Source organism: Faecalibacterium sp. IP-3-29 (genome assembly GCF_023347335.1).
In the GTDB taxonomy this organism is placed as follows: domain Bacteria; phylum Bacillota; class Clostridia; order Oscillospirales; family Ruminococcaceae; genus Faecalibacterium; species Faecalibacterium duncaniae.
Genome location: NZ_CP094471.1, coordinates 2,813,814 through 2,826,006, shown reverse-complemented (window position 1 = coordinate 2,826,006; position 12,193 = coordinate 2,813,814). Strand labels below are relative to the sequence as shown.

Genomic DNA, 12,193 nt, shown 5'->3' with positions numbered 1-12,193 from the left:
TCCTTTGTTCTGATGGTTGTTTTTATCAAATCAGTATAGCACACTTTATAGCAGAGAAGCAAGCGGGCGGCAGGCTCCTGCTGTTTCTTGCAGAGCTTTTGTGGTATACTAAGAAAAATGGGGCGGCGGTTTTCCAAACCATTCACTTAAACTTCACAAAATTTTCCAATAATTATATTATGATACCCCTAGAAACTGGAGCTATTTTGATAACGAGGAGGAAACCTCAGATGGCAAAGATACTGATCGTTGATGATGAACCCCGCATCCGGGAACTGATCCGGGAGCATTTACAATATGCAGGCTATGTCTGCGAGGAAGCGGGCGACGGCTCTGCCGCCCTTTCGCTGCTGAGCGGCGGCGGCTTTGATCTGGTGATCCTGGATGTGATGATGCCCTTTATGGACGGCATGACCTGCCTGCGCGAGATGCGCGCCCGCCACATCAACACGCCGGTGATCATCCTGACCGCGCGCGGCGAGGAATATGACAAGCTGGCCGGTCTGGAAGGCGGCGCGGATGACTATGTGGTCAAGCCCTTCTCCCCGCGGGAGCTGGTGGCCCGTGTCAAGGCGGTGCTCAACCGCACCATGCCCCGCTCCGAGGCATCGGATGGCACCATGACCTTTGGCGAACTGACCATCGACACGGCCAGCCACACCGTGCGGGTGGCGGGCGAGGATGTGAGCCTGACCCCCAAGGAGTTTGACCTGCTGGTGTTCCTGGCCTCCAACAAGGGCATTGCCCTGAGCCGGGAGAAGATCCTGCAGAAGGTGTGGAACTACGACTATTTTGGCGAGGACCGCACCGTGGATACCCATGTCAAGATGCTGCGCGGCCATCTGGGCAAATGCCGGGGCTATATTGCCACCGTATGGGGCATCGGCTATAAGTTCGACCCGGATGCAGCGCGTTAAACAGGAGGTTTGCGGTTGATGCGGCAACCCGAAAAAAAGCGGCGTACCGTGGGCATCCGCGGGCAGCTGATGTGGTTCCTCTGCTTCATCTGCCTGCTGCTGCTGGTGCTGTTCTGGTTTTTGTGCACCCAGCTGCTGGAGCCCCTGTACACCACCCATATCCAGAAGCAGCTGACCGAACAGGCGGATGCCATCGTGCAGAAGCTGGACGATGCCATTGCCGACGGCCAGACCCTCTCTTATTGGGGGTTCGGCAGTCAGCTCTATGTCAACAGCCAGTTTTTCAACCAGCTCAGCAGCGAGATCTACGAAAACGGCGGCATGAGCAGCTTCTGCGTGGATATCTCCGATGTTACGCTGCGGCAGATCTTCAAGGTGGAGAACCTCTCCTACTGCAACCTGCACCGCACCCGGCCCACCGATGAAAACAGCGAGCTGCCCTCTTACAGCACCGCCCGCGCCATGCGCCAGCTCTGCCGCGAGACCGGCAGCTGTGTGCGGAAGATCAATCCGCCCACGCCCTCGGGCACGGTGGAGCTGATGGTGGGCAGAACGACCTCCGACGGCAGCTATACCGTGCTGGTGACCACCAGCCTGATGCATGTCTCGGAGGCTGGCGAGGTGATGAGCACGGTGCTGCCGCTGGCGGCGGCGCTGATCTTTGCCTTTTCCATGAGCGCGGCGTGGCTGTTCAGCGAGTGGTTCACCAAGCCCCTGCGCCAGCTTTCGGGCGCGGCCCGGCAGGTGGCACAGGGCGACTACGCCGTTCAGGTGGAGACCAACCGCCGGGACGAACTGGGCGACCTGGCGCAGGAGTTCAACCACATGGCCAAGGAAGTCCAGCACGCGGCTCAGATGCAGCGCGACCTGCTGGCGAATGTCTCCCACGACCTGCGCACCCCGCTGACCCTCATCAAGGGCTATGCGGAGACGGTGCGGGACATCACCGGCGACGACAAGGCCCACCGGGACGAGCAGATGAACATCATCGTGGATGAGGCCGACCGGCTGACGGCGCTGGTCTCCAGTGTTATGGAGCTGAGCAAGGTGACCAGCGGCGCGGAAAAGTGCGAGAAGGTCCACTTTGATATGGGCCAGCTCTGCGATGAGGTCAGTGAGCGCTATGACGCGGTCTGTGCCCAAAATGGCTGGCAGCTCAAGCTGGAACTGCCGGAGGAAGAGCTGCCTGTCTATGCCGACCCCAACATGATGCAGCGCGCCCTCCACAACCTGCTGGGCAACGCCATGCACCACATCGGCGGGGACGGCATCTTCCTCCTGCGGGCCTCTAAGGTGCCCGAGGGAGTCCGGGTGGAGATCGAAGACCACGGCCCCGGCATCTGTGCCGAGGATCTGCCCTATATCTTTGACCGGTATTACCGCTCCCGCTCCGATGCGGGCAAGCAGGGCACCGGCCTGGGGCTTTCCATCACCAAGGCCATCTTCCAGCAGCACGGCTTCCGCTTCGGCGTGCAGAGTACGCTGGGCAAAGGCACGACCTTCTGGTTTATTGCAACAGATACCAAATAAAGCGGCCCTCCCCGTCATTCCGAAACAATGACGGAGAGGGTCGCTCTTTTTAAGCATCTGCTTTCCGGTAAATGCCCAGACTGTTGTCCGGTTCCGGCATCTTCACGCGGGAGGCGCGGTCGTTCACCTTGACCAGCATCCAGCCCATCAGGGCCAGCACCACCACGATAATGAGCCATTTTACGGCGTTGGGGAGTTTTTTCATATTCGTATTCCTTTGTTTTTGATCTCAGGGGCGGCAGAGCTTCCGCGCCCGGGTCAGCAGGGCAGCGGCATCGGCGGTAGAGGGCGCTGCGACCCAGTCCGGGCGCTGGCGTGCCCCCGGGCCGCTGCTTCCGGCCTCGGTAAAGCGGGCAAGGCAGGTGTCCGTACGGTCATTCCAGCCGGAAAAGCCCTCCGGCGCAATGTGGGCTCCAAGGCGGCAGTCCAGCACGGCAGTCTTGCCGGTGGGCCGCCAGGGCCTGCCCAGATAGACCGTTCCGGCGGGGCAGTCGGAGACGAAATCGCAGTCCCAGAACACGAAGCCCAGCCCGTTGGCACTGCCCGAAGGGGCGGTGATGTAGCTGTGGGGAAGGTGGTTGTCTACCGTGCGCAGGATGCACTGCTCAAACAGGGCATCGGCCCCGCCAAAGATGAAGTCGATGTCCCCCGCGATCTCGCAGCTCTGGTAATACTGCGCCGAGGGGCGGCGGGGCGCAAACTTGCGGGGGCCCAGAAAACCGTCCTTCTCCCGTTCAGCCTCGGGCAGGGGCGCGCAGAAGAGCGTGTCCTGGTTGCCCAGTAGCCTTACCCGGCGGAACACGGCCTTTTCCGCATCCACATAGGCGGCAATGGCCTGCCCCACGGCACTGCCCGGACCGGCATCGTTGGCAATGGTCAGATCCTCCACCGTTACGCTGCCGCCGCTGAAAAAAGCGGTGTAGCTGCGGAAGGTGTGGGTGGGCCGCCCATCCGGGTGGGGCAGCTTGCCGCCGTCCCCAAAGATCAGGGTGGTGGCATCGGCTCCCGCGCCCCGCAGGGTGAGCGCCCGTTTTTCACAGACCAGCTTTTCCCGGTAGATGCCGGGCCCGATGCAGATCTCTGCTTCCAGCTCGTAGGGCACCGCCAGCACGGCCTCCGAGATGCTGGCAAAATCGCCGCTGCCATCCTGGGAAACGGTGAGTTTTAACATGGGCAGTCCTCCCTTGGAAAAGATAAGGCTATTATATGCCCCTTTTGTGAAATTTTCAATGTCCGCAGGGCTCTAACCGGAGCACGGCGGCGGTGATATCATCGGGTCGGCCGGTCTGTTCGGCGCGGGCGCGGGCGGTCTCCACAAGGATCCGGGCCACCTTTTCGGGCGGGTCGCCTGCGGCGGCGGAGAGTTCCAGCTGCTTGGCCACCCAGCCGGGGCCGTCCACCAGCAGACCGTCCGAGACCAGTACGGCATAGTCCCCGGCGGCGAGATGCACCACCCGGCTCTGGCCGTTCACGCCGCCCAGAATGCCGATGGGCAGGCTGATATCGCCCACCGGACGGGCGCGGCCCCCGTGCACCAGAAAGCCCGGGGCGGCCCCGGCCTTGAAGATCCGTGCCGTGCCGGTGTAAAGATCTACGCTGATCAGGTCGAGGGTGGCCCCGCTCTCCTCATCGCTTTTCAGGGCCAGCGCCACATTGACCAGCCGCGCCGCCAGCTCAGCGGTGAAACCGGCTTTCAGCAGGCGGGCAGTGAGCTCGGCGGCAAGGCTGCCATCCACGGCGGCCGGGCGGCCTGTGCCCATGCCGTCACACAGGATCATCTGGGCAGCGGCCGGGCTGCAGAACTGCTGGACCGCATCCCCGGAGACAGTGCCCTTTGCCGCTGTGCCCGCAGTTCCGAACACGGCCCGGAGGGCGGGCTTTTCGCAGAAGAGCAGGGTGGTCATCCCTTTGCAGGAGAGCACCTGCGGCGGGTCGAAGTCCCGGCGGCAGATGCGCCCGGTCTCCTGCGCCAGCGCGGCCAGCTCGGGGGAAGAGAAGCGGGTGCGGGGCAGGGTGACCGCCGCCCGTGCCCGGCCCAGGTCGTCCAGCGTGACAGCGCATTCCAGCGGCGGCGTGCCCAGGCTGGCAAAAAACGCCGCCACCCGCCCGGATTTGTAAGGCTCCGGGTTCCCGGGGCGGCCCAGCTGCTCACTGAGCACGCTCAGGGCATCGGCCATGGCGCTGTATTGTTCGGTCAGGGCGGTGCGCATGGCCTCAGCGTGGACATGGGCCTCCTTCCGGCTCCGGTAGAGCGCAAAGGAGCGGTTTGCTGCCGCGCAGAGCGCCGCCGGATGGATGCATCTGGACAGCTGGCCGGGCAGGTCGCTGGCCTGCAGGTGTCCCTGCTGTTCCAGAATGGGGCGCAGGGCGTTCATTCCCTCCAGCGTGGCGGTGTATTCCTGCTTCCAGCAGGTCTCCCGCCGCCCGCAGTTGAAGCACAGGCTGTCGTGGGTGTTGTCGATGACCCAGCGGAAGGTGTCGCACCGGCGGGGAAACGCATCGTACACAGCGTTCACCGTCTCGGCCAGCGAGGAAAGGCTCTCGGCCACTGCTTCCAGCCGGGTGGCGGCGGCAGAAAGCCGGGGCGGCTCCTCGGGCGGCGCGGGGGCTTCCGGCACCGGTGTCAGCCAGTGTTTTGGGAAAAAGGCGGGGGCCGCAAAACCCAGCCCGGCGCTGAGGAGCAGGGGCAGGGCCGTGCCGGGGGCGGGAACACAGAGTACCCCCAGCACACACCCGCCCGCACAGGCGGCAAGGGTCTCAGCCCGCCGCCCGGGGACCAGCAGGACCGCTGCCGCCGTGCCGCAGCAGAGCCCCACCGCTGCCGGGGCAAGGGAAGGGTCTGCGGCGCAGAGCGCGGCCCCGGTGAAGGCAGCAAAGGCCAGCGCGGGCTTTTCCTGCCCGCGGCAGCAGAGGGCGGCATCCACCATGGCGCAGGCCGCTACCCCAAGGCAGAGGGGGCCGAAGCGCAGCCCGCCCAGCGCCGCCGCCACGGCAGAAGCGACCAGCAGGGTGCCAAAGCCGGGCTTTTCGGGTGGGAAGCGCTGCAGCGCATAGCCGAAGCCGCCCGCCAGCAGGGCATCTGCCCCGCAGAAGAACACCAGCGTGAAGCCTGCCCCGCCGGGCCCCAGCGCAAAGCAGACACCTCCCAGCACCAGCGCCCCGCACCCGGCCAGAAATGCCGGGCGGAGCCTGCCGGGCCAGAGCCATCGGGCGGCCACGGCCGCCCCCACAGCGCAGAGCAGGCAGAGGCTGTCCAGTGAAAACGCCCCGAACCCGTGGAACAGGATGCTCAGCGCAGCTCCGGCTGCGCAGGCGGCAAAGCAGTCCGCAGGCAGGCCCAATGTCAGCCCCAGCCCAAAGGGGAGCAGGGCCCCGTAGAGAACGGCCCAGCCCCCGGCAAGCCCCAGCGCAAAGGACCCGCCCTGCCGCAGGGCCGGGCGTACCGCCGCCCGGGAGGCCAACGCGGCGGCAACAGGCTGCTTCGGGTGGAGTTTTGTGGTTTCCGGCATGAAAAAATCCCCGCTTTCCGGCGGGGATCTTTTGCAATGTTCTGTTTCCCGCGCCCTTTGCATATACTGTAGCGCGGGCGCGCGGCGTTTTATGGGGTCATGCGGGGAAGCGGCTCAAATCAGCAGAAATAGCGCACTTCACCAAAGAAATTCATCCATTTGGCAATCACTTCATCGCTTCGAGCTTCGATGATGGCCATGATGTTTCGCAGAACACGGGGCGGAATGTTGGAATTGTTGTGGCACAGATAGCATTTCCCGGCCCGGGTGATCCAGATCTTGGTCGCGTTGCTGCTGGGAGCACCCTGTGAAACATGAACATGAATGGGTTCCAGCGGATCATTTTCGTTGGCCCAGAAGTAGACCCAGTAGGAGCCGATCTTAAAAACCTGCGGCATTTTCCACCCCTCCTTCCTGGGAAAACTGCAGGATCAGATGTGCAGTGGATTCCAGGAACTTCTGGTAGCGGTCGATCTCAGCAGGGGTGAAGCCGCTGACATCCTCCCAGGTATAATCCGGCAGATAGCAGACCGCAGAGTGGAAACAATCCTTCTCGTCGGGCTTTTCGATGTAGACCTTTACACGGTGGTCTGGCTGCATCTCGGAATGCACGATCTCGGTGTTGTCGTCCAGTGTCATAAATGGGTACATCATAAAAACACCTCCGTGGATATGATTGCGAAAAGGGGGAAGGAAGATCACCCGTTCAGCTTCTCAATGGCAGCCTTGACACGGGCAAGGGTCGTCTCGCGGCCCATCATGCAGGCAAGGTCGGTGCCGCCGCCGGGGGTGCGCTGCTTGCCGGAAAGGGCAATGCCCAGCGGGTAGAGCAGCCAGCCGTTCTTCTTGCCCAGCTCTTCGGCCTTGGCCTTGCAGGCGTTGAACACGGTGTCGCGGTCAGAGAAGTCCAGGCTCTCGTCGCTCAGCAGAGGCAGCAGGGCTTCCAGTGCCTCCCGGGCGGTCTCCGGGGTGGTCTTTTGCTTCTTGTTGGTGTACAGGCTCACATCGTAGTCGGGCATTGCGTCAAAGAAGTCCAGCTGCTCGGGGATCTCGCCCAGCACCTCACAGCGGGGCTGCAGGTTGGCACAGAGCAGCTTCTTGTCGATGGGGGTGTGCACGGCTTGATCGATCCAGGGTTCGGCCTTCTTCTGGAACTCCTCGGGGCTCAGGCGGCGGATATACTCCGCGTTGATGGCCCGCAGCTTGAGGGGGTCGAAGATGGCGGGGGACTTGGAGATGCCGTCCGGGCTCCAGATCTTGATGAGCTCTTCCAGGCTGAAGATCTCCTGCTCGGCGTACTCGCCCTTGGGGCTCCAGCCCAGCAGGCAGATGTAGTTCATCACGGCCTCGCTCAGGTAGCCCTTGGCCACCAGATCCTGATAGCTGGCATCACCGTTGCGCTTGGACAGCTTGTTCTGCGCGTCCTTCATCACGGGTGGGCAGTGGATATAGGTGGGGATCTCCCAGCCAAAGGCCTGATACAGCAGGTTGTACTTGGGGGTGGAGGACAGATACTCGCTGCCGCGGATGACATGGGTGATGCCCATCAGGTGGTCGTCCACAACATTTGCAAAGTTGTAGGTGGGCATTCCGTCGGTCTTGATGAGGATCTGGTCGTCCATCTCGCTGTTCTCGACCTCGATGTGGCCGTAGACCACATCGTCAAAGCCGGTCACGCCCTCCTTGGGGATCTTCTGGCGGATGACGTAGGGCTCACCTGCAGCCAGACGCTGCTTGACCTCCTCCTCGGGCAGGTCGCGGCAGCAGCCGTCGTAGTGGGTCATCTCACCGTTGGCGCGCTGCTCGGCGTGCAGTGCCTCCAGCCGCTCCTCGGTGCAGAAGCAGTAGTAGGCCTTGCCTTCTGCCACCAGCTGCTCGGCATACTGCTTGAACATGCCCATCCGCTCGCTCTGAACGTAGGGGCCCACAGGGCCGCCGATGTCCGGGCCCTCGTCCCACAGCAGGCCGGTCTCCCGCAGGGTGTTGTAGATGACATCCACAGCGCCCTCAACGTAACGGCCCTGGTCGGTGTCCTCAATGCGCAGGATGAAGGTGCCGTCCTCGTGCTTGGCCATCAGGTAGGTGTACAGCGCGGTGCGCAGGTTGCCAACGTGCATGTAGCCAGTGGGCGAGGGGGCAAAACGGGTGCGGACTTTATTGCTCGGCATAAAAAAACGCTCCTTTATATTTACAGGCAAAAAATTGCGGATAGCTACCTTTTAGTTTAATCGCTGTGCGCTGTTTTGTCAACGAATCGGCCGCAGATTTGGCAGAATGGGCGTTTGGAAGCAAAAGAAAAATCTTTTTGTCGAAACCGCGCGCAATCATTGACGAATGATTGGAAATTTTGTATACTGAGTGGGAGAGATGGCACAATTTTCCTTTGAAGGCTCTGAAGGAGAGATCAGGGCCGGGAGAAAATTGGAAAATGGCTGTCTGAGGTGTAAATGACAAAGGAGAAGAAAAAACTATGAAGAGTACCGGAATCGTCCGCGGCGTTGACGGCCTGGGCCGTATCGTCCTGCCCAAGGAGCTGCGCACCAGCATGAAGCTGGACAACGATGCCAAGCTGGAGATCTTTGTGGAGGGCGATGAGATCATCCTCAAAAAATACCGCCCCACCGGCAGCTGCGATTTCTGCGGCGAGGTGGACGATAATGCCATCCAGTATGCAGGCTACTGCATCTGCACCTCCTGCCGCAAGAAGATCGGCAGCATGAAAAAATAAAGCGGAGAAGGAGGGCAGCCCATGAGCCAGATGATCGACTTTACCCTGCCGTCCTGCCAGCCGGGGCGGACGCTCCACGCGTTCCGCTGTGTGCCGGAGGGAGAGGTGCGGGCGGTGCTGCAGCTCTCCCACGGGATGGTGGAGTTCATCGACCGCTATAAGCCGCTGGCCGAGAACCTGGCCGCCCGGGGCATCCTTGTCACCGGCAACGACCACCTGGGCCACGGCGGGTCCATCCGCACCAAAGAGGATTATGGCTACTTCGGCGAACCCGACGGCAACCGCGCCCTGCTGGAGGATCTGCACGCTGTGACGACCCTGACAAAGCAGCTGTATCCCGGCGTGCCCTATTTCCTGCTGGGCCACAGCATGGGCTCGTTCTACGCGCGGCAGTACCTCTGTGAGTGGGGCGATAAGCTGGACGGTGCCATCATCATGGGCACCGGCTACCAGCCCAAAGCGCTGGTGCAGCTGGCCAGGACCATCTGCCGGGTGCTGGCCGTGTTCCATGGCTGGCACTACCGCAGCAAACTGGTGGCCAGACTTTCGTTTTTGGGGTACAACAAGGGGTTGGAGGGCCGCACAGCCCACGACTGGCTCAACCGTGACCCGGTGGAGGTGGACCGCTACCGCGCCGACGAGCGCTGTACCTTTATCTTTACCCTGAACGCCTATTACAGCATGTTCAGCGGCATCCTGCGGCTGTACGACCCGGCTCTTCTGGCCCGGGTGCCCAAGGATCTGCCCCTGCTGTTCCTGGCAGGCGATGCCGACCCGGTGGGCGAACAGGGCGCAGGCGTGAAGCGGGCGGTCAAGAGCCTGCTGGATGCCGGTGTGAAGAACATCGAGGTCAAGCTGTACCCCAGCGCCCGGCATGAGCTGCTGGTGGAGCTGAACCGCGAAGAGGTCTTTGCTGACATTGGTGACTGGCTGGAACGCCGGCTGTAAAAACACGAACACACAAAAACAGAACCGCCGCCCGGAAATTTCGGGCGGCGGTTCTTTGCACACACGATCAAAAAGGAGAATGGAGGAGAGTTTTTGTCAGAGCATGGGGGGCAGGGGGATTATTCGCCGCGGACGGCTGCGAAGCCTGCCTCCAGATCGGCGATGATGTCATCAATGTGCTCGGTGCCGATGGACAGGCGGATGGTGTTCTGATAGATCTGCTGCTCGGCCAGCTCCTGATCGTTCAGCTGGCTGTGGGTGGTGGAGGCCGGGTGGATGACCAGGCTCTTCACGTCTGCAACGTTTGCCAGCAGGGAGAAGATCTTCAGGTTGTCAATGAACTTGAAGGCTTCTTCGCGGCCGCCCTTGATGTTGAAGGTGAAGATGGATGCGCCGCCGTTGGGGAAATACTTCTCGTACAGGGCGTGATCCGGGTGATCGGGCAGAGAGGGGTGGTTGACCTTCTCCACCTGAGGATGGTTTGCCAGGAATTCGACCACCTTCTTGGTGTTCTCCACATGGCGCTCGATGCGCAGGCTCAGGGTCTCGGTGCCCTGCAGCAGCAGGAATGCATTGAACGGGGAGATGGTGGCACCGGTATCGCGCAGCAGGATGGCGCGGATGTAGGTAACGAAGGCGGCAGGACCTGCGGCATCGGCGAAGGAAACACCGTGGTAGCTGGGGTTGGGAGCGGCGATATTGCCGAACTTGCCGCTGGCCTTCCAGTCAAATTTGCCGCTGTCCACGATGATGCCGCCCAGGGTGGTGCCGTGGCCGCCGATGAACTTGGTGGCAGAGTGGACCACGATGTCTGCGCCGTGCTCGATGGGGCGGATCAGGTACGGGGTGCCGAAGGTGTTGTCGATGACCAGCGGCAGGCCGTGCTTGTGGGCAATGGCGGCAATGGCATCAATGTCGGGGATATCGCTGTTGGGGTTGCCCAGCGTCTCCAGATAGACGGCCTTGGTGTTGGGCTGGATGGCGTTCTCCACTTCGGCCAGATCGTGAGCGTTGACAAAGGTGGTAGTCACGCCGAACTGGGTCAGGGTGCGCTCCAGCAGGTTGTAGCTGCCGCCGTAGATGGTCTTTTGTGCCACGATGTGGTCACCGGCCTGTGCCAGCGCCTCGATGGTGTAAGTGATGGCGGCAGCACCGGAAGCAGTGGCCAGAGCAGCCACGCCGCCCTCCAAAGCAGCGATGCGCTTCTCGAACACATCCTGCGTGGAGTTGGTCAGGCGGCCGTAGATGTTGCCAGCATCGGCCAGACCGAAACGGTCAGCGGCGTGCTGGCTGTTGCGGAACACATAGGAAGTGGTCTGGTAGATGGGCACGGCGCGGGAATCGGTTGCGGGATCGGCCTGCTCCTGGCCAACGTGAAGCTGCAGGGTCTCAAATTTATAGTTAGACATAGTAATTAACCTCTCTATCTGTACTTAAAGTATAATTCTGACGCATAAAAAATCCCGGTCACTGACACCATTTCAGTGCACCGGGCAAAATTCGGGTTTAGCGCTTTGGCAGCTTTTCCATCACATTCGCACACACATTCGGTCTGCAGAGGGCAATGCACAGCGCTCGGTCCCATATTCTACCCGGGTGGTGTACATTCGCCCACAACGGAAGTTCGCGTGGAGCAGGTTTTTCCAGATCAGCGTCATTTTTGTGCCCTCCTTTCAACGATTTTCCCAATCCTCTACGACCCTGGGGAACTTGACTTCAATTTCCCACTAGGTTGGTGGATTTATTGTCTGGATTATATCCCCATTTACCCAGATTGTCAATAGGTTTATTGCAAAAAAGTTGGAAATTTTCCGCAGGGGTCTATTTTGCGAGGTTTTGAAGATCCCGCCCACCATAAACAATACGAACGAGAGTTACGGTACGGGTGCTTTGATCGATCAGGTAGAACAGCAGAAAATTCTCCACGGTAAACCTGTGCATCCCCATGCTCTGCCACGGTTCCCAGTCCACAACAGGGTACCGCCCGGGCAGGGCATCCAGTGAGCGAGCAGCCTTGCGGATGCGGTTGACCAGTTTTTGGGCGGTAGCTGGCTCTTTGAGCGAAAATGCGACATAGGAGTAGAGATCCCGCAGGTCGTCCAACGCCTGCGGTGCGTAGCGGACCGTATAAGCGCTGCTCATATTCCAAACTCCTGATACAATGCGGCATCGACTTCATCGGCAGAAAAACTTTTGCTATTTTGCAGAGAGGCGACTCCCTTTTGCAGCTCGGTATCCAACTCGGTACGGCTCATGCCACCCACAGCAGTGGGGGTGGCAGGGGGAAGATGTAGATCGAGCGGGAGCCCCCGGGTCAGGACGATCTGGCGGTAAAGCATCTGGATGGCGCTGGATGGGGTAATGCCCAGTTGAGCAAGGATATCCTCGGCGCTTTCTTTCAGGTTGGTATCAATGCGGGCATAGACGGCGGCGGTGTTAGCCATAACGATCACACTCCTTTTTTACAGTATAACGCAGATTGCTTGCGAATGCAATCAGTTGCAAGCAAAAATAAATGCGGTGTTTTGCGTTGACGGGAAAACGGGGATGCTGTATACTAA

At 61.0% G+C, this 12,193-nt stretch carries 13 protein-coding genes; 4 read left to right on the top strand and 9 right to left on the bottom strand.

Going from position 1 to position 12,193, the window contains the following annotated elements; genetic code table 11:
* The first annotated feature begins 230 nt into the window (after window positions 1–230).
* On the top strand, window positions 231–917 hold the full coding sequence (locus MTP40_RS13555; protein WP_035394613.1) for a response regulator transcription factor: 687 nt from the start codon (window positions 231–233) through the stop codon (window positions 915–917).
* 18 nt (window positions 918–935) lie between these two features.
* Window positions 936–2,447: a sensor histidine kinase gene (locus MTP40_RS13550; protein WP_005934608.1), complete on the top strand. Its 1,512-nt coding sequence runs from the start codon at window positions 936–938 to the stop codon at window positions 2,445–2,447.
* A 49-nt stretch (window positions 2,448–2,496) separates the two neighbouring features.
* Here the strand turns inward: MTP40_RS13550 and MTP40_RS13545 are convergent, their stop codons facing one another.
* The 6 genes from MTP40_RS13545 to gltX all read right to left on the bottom strand — a co-directional run bounded on the left by MTP40_RS13545 (window position 2,497) and on the right by gltX (window position 8,124).
* Window positions 2,497–2,652, bottom strand: a complete 156-nt coding sequence (locus tag MTP40_RS13545; protein ID WP_166444380.1) for a hypothetical protein — start codon at window positions 2,650–2,652, stop codon at window positions 2,497–2,499.
* 24 nt (window positions 2,653–2,676) lie between these two features.
* A complete protein-coding gene (locus tag MTP40_RS13540) occupies window positions 2,677–3,618 on the bottom strand; it encodes a pectinesterase family protein (protein ID WP_249259538.1) in 942 nt (313 codons plus the stop codon).
* Between the two features lie 55 nt (window positions 3,619–3,673).
* Entirely contained in the window at window positions 3,674–5,956 is a 2,283-nt protein-coding gene (locus MTP40_RS13535; RefSeq protein ID WP_249259537.1) for a SpoIIE family protein phosphatase, read from the bottom strand.
* 119 nt (window positions 5,957–6,075) lie between these two features.
* Window positions 6,076–6,354, bottom strand: a complete 279-nt coding sequence (locus MTP40_RS13530) for a DUF4160 domain-containing protein (protein WP_097771336.1) — start codon at window positions 6,352–6,354, stop codon at window positions 6,076–6,078.
* Window positions 6,338–6,610: a hypothetical protein gene (locus tag MTP40_RS13525; protein ID WP_097771335.1), complete on the bottom strand. Its 273-nt coding sequence runs from the start codon at window positions 6,608–6,610 to the stop codon at window positions 6,338–6,340. Before MTP40_RS13525 ends, MTP40_RS13530 begins: the two co-directional genes overlap by 17 nt.
* 44 nt (window positions 6,611–6,654) lie before the next feature.
* Entirely contained in the window at window positions 6,655–8,124 is a 1,470-nt protein-coding gene (gene gltX, locus MTP40_RS13520; protein WP_098924215.1) for a glutamate--tRNA ligase, read from the bottom strand.
* A gap of 302 nt (window positions 8,125–8,426) precedes the next feature.
* On the opposite strand from gltX, the gene MTP40_RS13515 reads away from it, so the two are divergent.
* Window positions 8,427–8,684, top strand: coding sequence for an AbrB/MazE/SpoVT family DNA-binding domain-containing protein (locus MTP40_RS13515; RefSeq protein ID WP_097771333.1), 258 nt, complete (start codon window positions 8,427–8,429; stop codon window positions 8,682–8,684).
* Window positions 8,685–8,705: 21 nt separating this feature from the next.
* Window positions 8,706–9,632: an alpha/beta fold hydrolase gene (locus MTP40_RS13510; RefSeq protein ID WP_249257580.1), complete on the top strand. Its 927-nt coding sequence runs from the start codon at window positions 8,706–8,708 to the stop codon at window positions 9,630–9,632.
* A gap of 119 nt (window positions 9,633–9,751) precedes the next feature.
* On the opposite strand, the gene MTP40_RS13505 is transcribed toward MTP40_RS13510, so the two are convergent.
* From MTP40_RS13505 to MTP40_RS13495, 3 genes are all read right to left on the bottom strand, one after another.
* Entirely contained in the window at window positions 9,752–11,041 is a 1,290-nt protein-coding gene (locus MTP40_RS13505) for an O-acetylhomoserine aminocarboxypropyltransferase/cysteine synthase family protein (RefSeq protein ID WP_249259536.1), read from the bottom strand.
* 412 nt (window positions 11,042–11,453) lie between these two features.
* Window positions 11,454–11,774, bottom strand: a complete 321-nt coding sequence (locus MTP40_RS13500) for a type II toxin-antitoxin system RelE/ParE family toxin (protein ID WP_215696971.1) — start codon at window positions 11,772–11,774, stop codon at window positions 11,454–11,456.
* Window positions 11,771–12,076 carry a type II toxin-antitoxin system RelB/DinJ family antitoxin gene (locus MTP40_RS13495; RefSeq protein ID WP_249259535.1) on the bottom strand — a complete coding sequence of 102 codons (306 nt, stop codon included), beginning with the start codon at window positions 12,074–12,076 and terminating at the stop codon, window positions 11,771–11,773. The genes MTP40_RS13500 and MTP40_RS13495 overlap by 4 nt, the downstream gene beginning before the upstream one ends.
* Between the last annotated feature and the right edge of the window lie 117 nt (window positions 12,077–12,193).

What these genes read in the sequence shown, in the direction of transcription:
- MTP40_RS13555 (WP_035394613.1), top strand. Translation starts at nt 231, where the DNA reads ATGGCAAAGATACTGATCGTTGATGATGAACCCCGCATCCGGGAACTG.
- MTP40_RS13550 (WP_005934608.1), top strand. Translation starts at nt 936, where the DNA reads ATGCGGCAACCCGAAAAAAAGCGGCGTACCGTGGGCATCCGCGGGCAG.
- MTP40_RS13545 (WP_166444380.1), bottom strand. Translation starts at nt 2,652, where the DNA reads ATGAAAAAACTCCCCAACGCCGTAAAATGGCTCATTATCGTGGTGGTG.
- MTP40_RS13540 (WP_249259538.1), bottom strand. Translation starts at nt 3,618, where the DNA reads ATGTTAAAACTCACCGTTTCCCAGGATGGCAGCGGCGATTTTGCCAGC.
- MTP40_RS13535 (WP_249259537.1), bottom strand. Translation starts at nt 5,956, where the DNA reads ATGCCGGAAACCACAAAACTCCACCCGAAGCAGCCTGTTGCCGCCGCG.
- MTP40_RS13530 (WP_097771336.1), bottom strand. Translation starts at nt 6,354, where the DNA reads ATGCCGCAGGTTTTTAAGATCGGCTCCTACTGGGTCTACTTCTGGGCC.
- MTP40_RS13525 (WP_097771335.1), bottom strand. Translation starts at nt 6,610, where the DNA reads ATGATGTACCCATTTATGACACTGGACGACAACACCGAGATCGTGCAT.
- gltX (WP_098924215.1), bottom strand. Translation starts at nt 8,124, where the DNA reads ATGCCGAGCAATAAAGTCCGCACCCGTTTTGCCCCCTCGCCCACTGGC.
- MTP40_RS13515 (WP_097771333.1), top strand. Translation starts at nt 8,427, where the DNA reads ATGAAGAGTACCGGAATCGTCCGCGGCGTTGACGGCCTGGGCCGTATC.
- MTP40_RS13510 (WP_249257580.1), top strand. Translation starts at nt 8,706, where the DNA reads ATGAGCCAGATGATCGACTTTACCCTGCCGTCCTGCCAGCCGGGGCGG.
- MTP40_RS13505 (WP_249259536.1), bottom strand. Translation starts at nt 11,041, where the DNA reads ATGTCTAACTATAAATTTGAGACCCTGCAGCTTCACGTTGGCCAGGAG.
- MTP40_RS13500 (WP_215696971.1), bottom strand. Translation starts at nt 11,774, where the DNA reads ATGAGCAGCGCTTATACGGTCCGCTACGCACCGCAGGCGTTGGACGAC.
- MTP40_RS13495 (WP_249259535.1), bottom strand. Translation starts at nt 12,076, where the DNA reads ATGGCTAACACCGCCGCCGTCTATGCCCGCATTGATACCAACCTGAAA.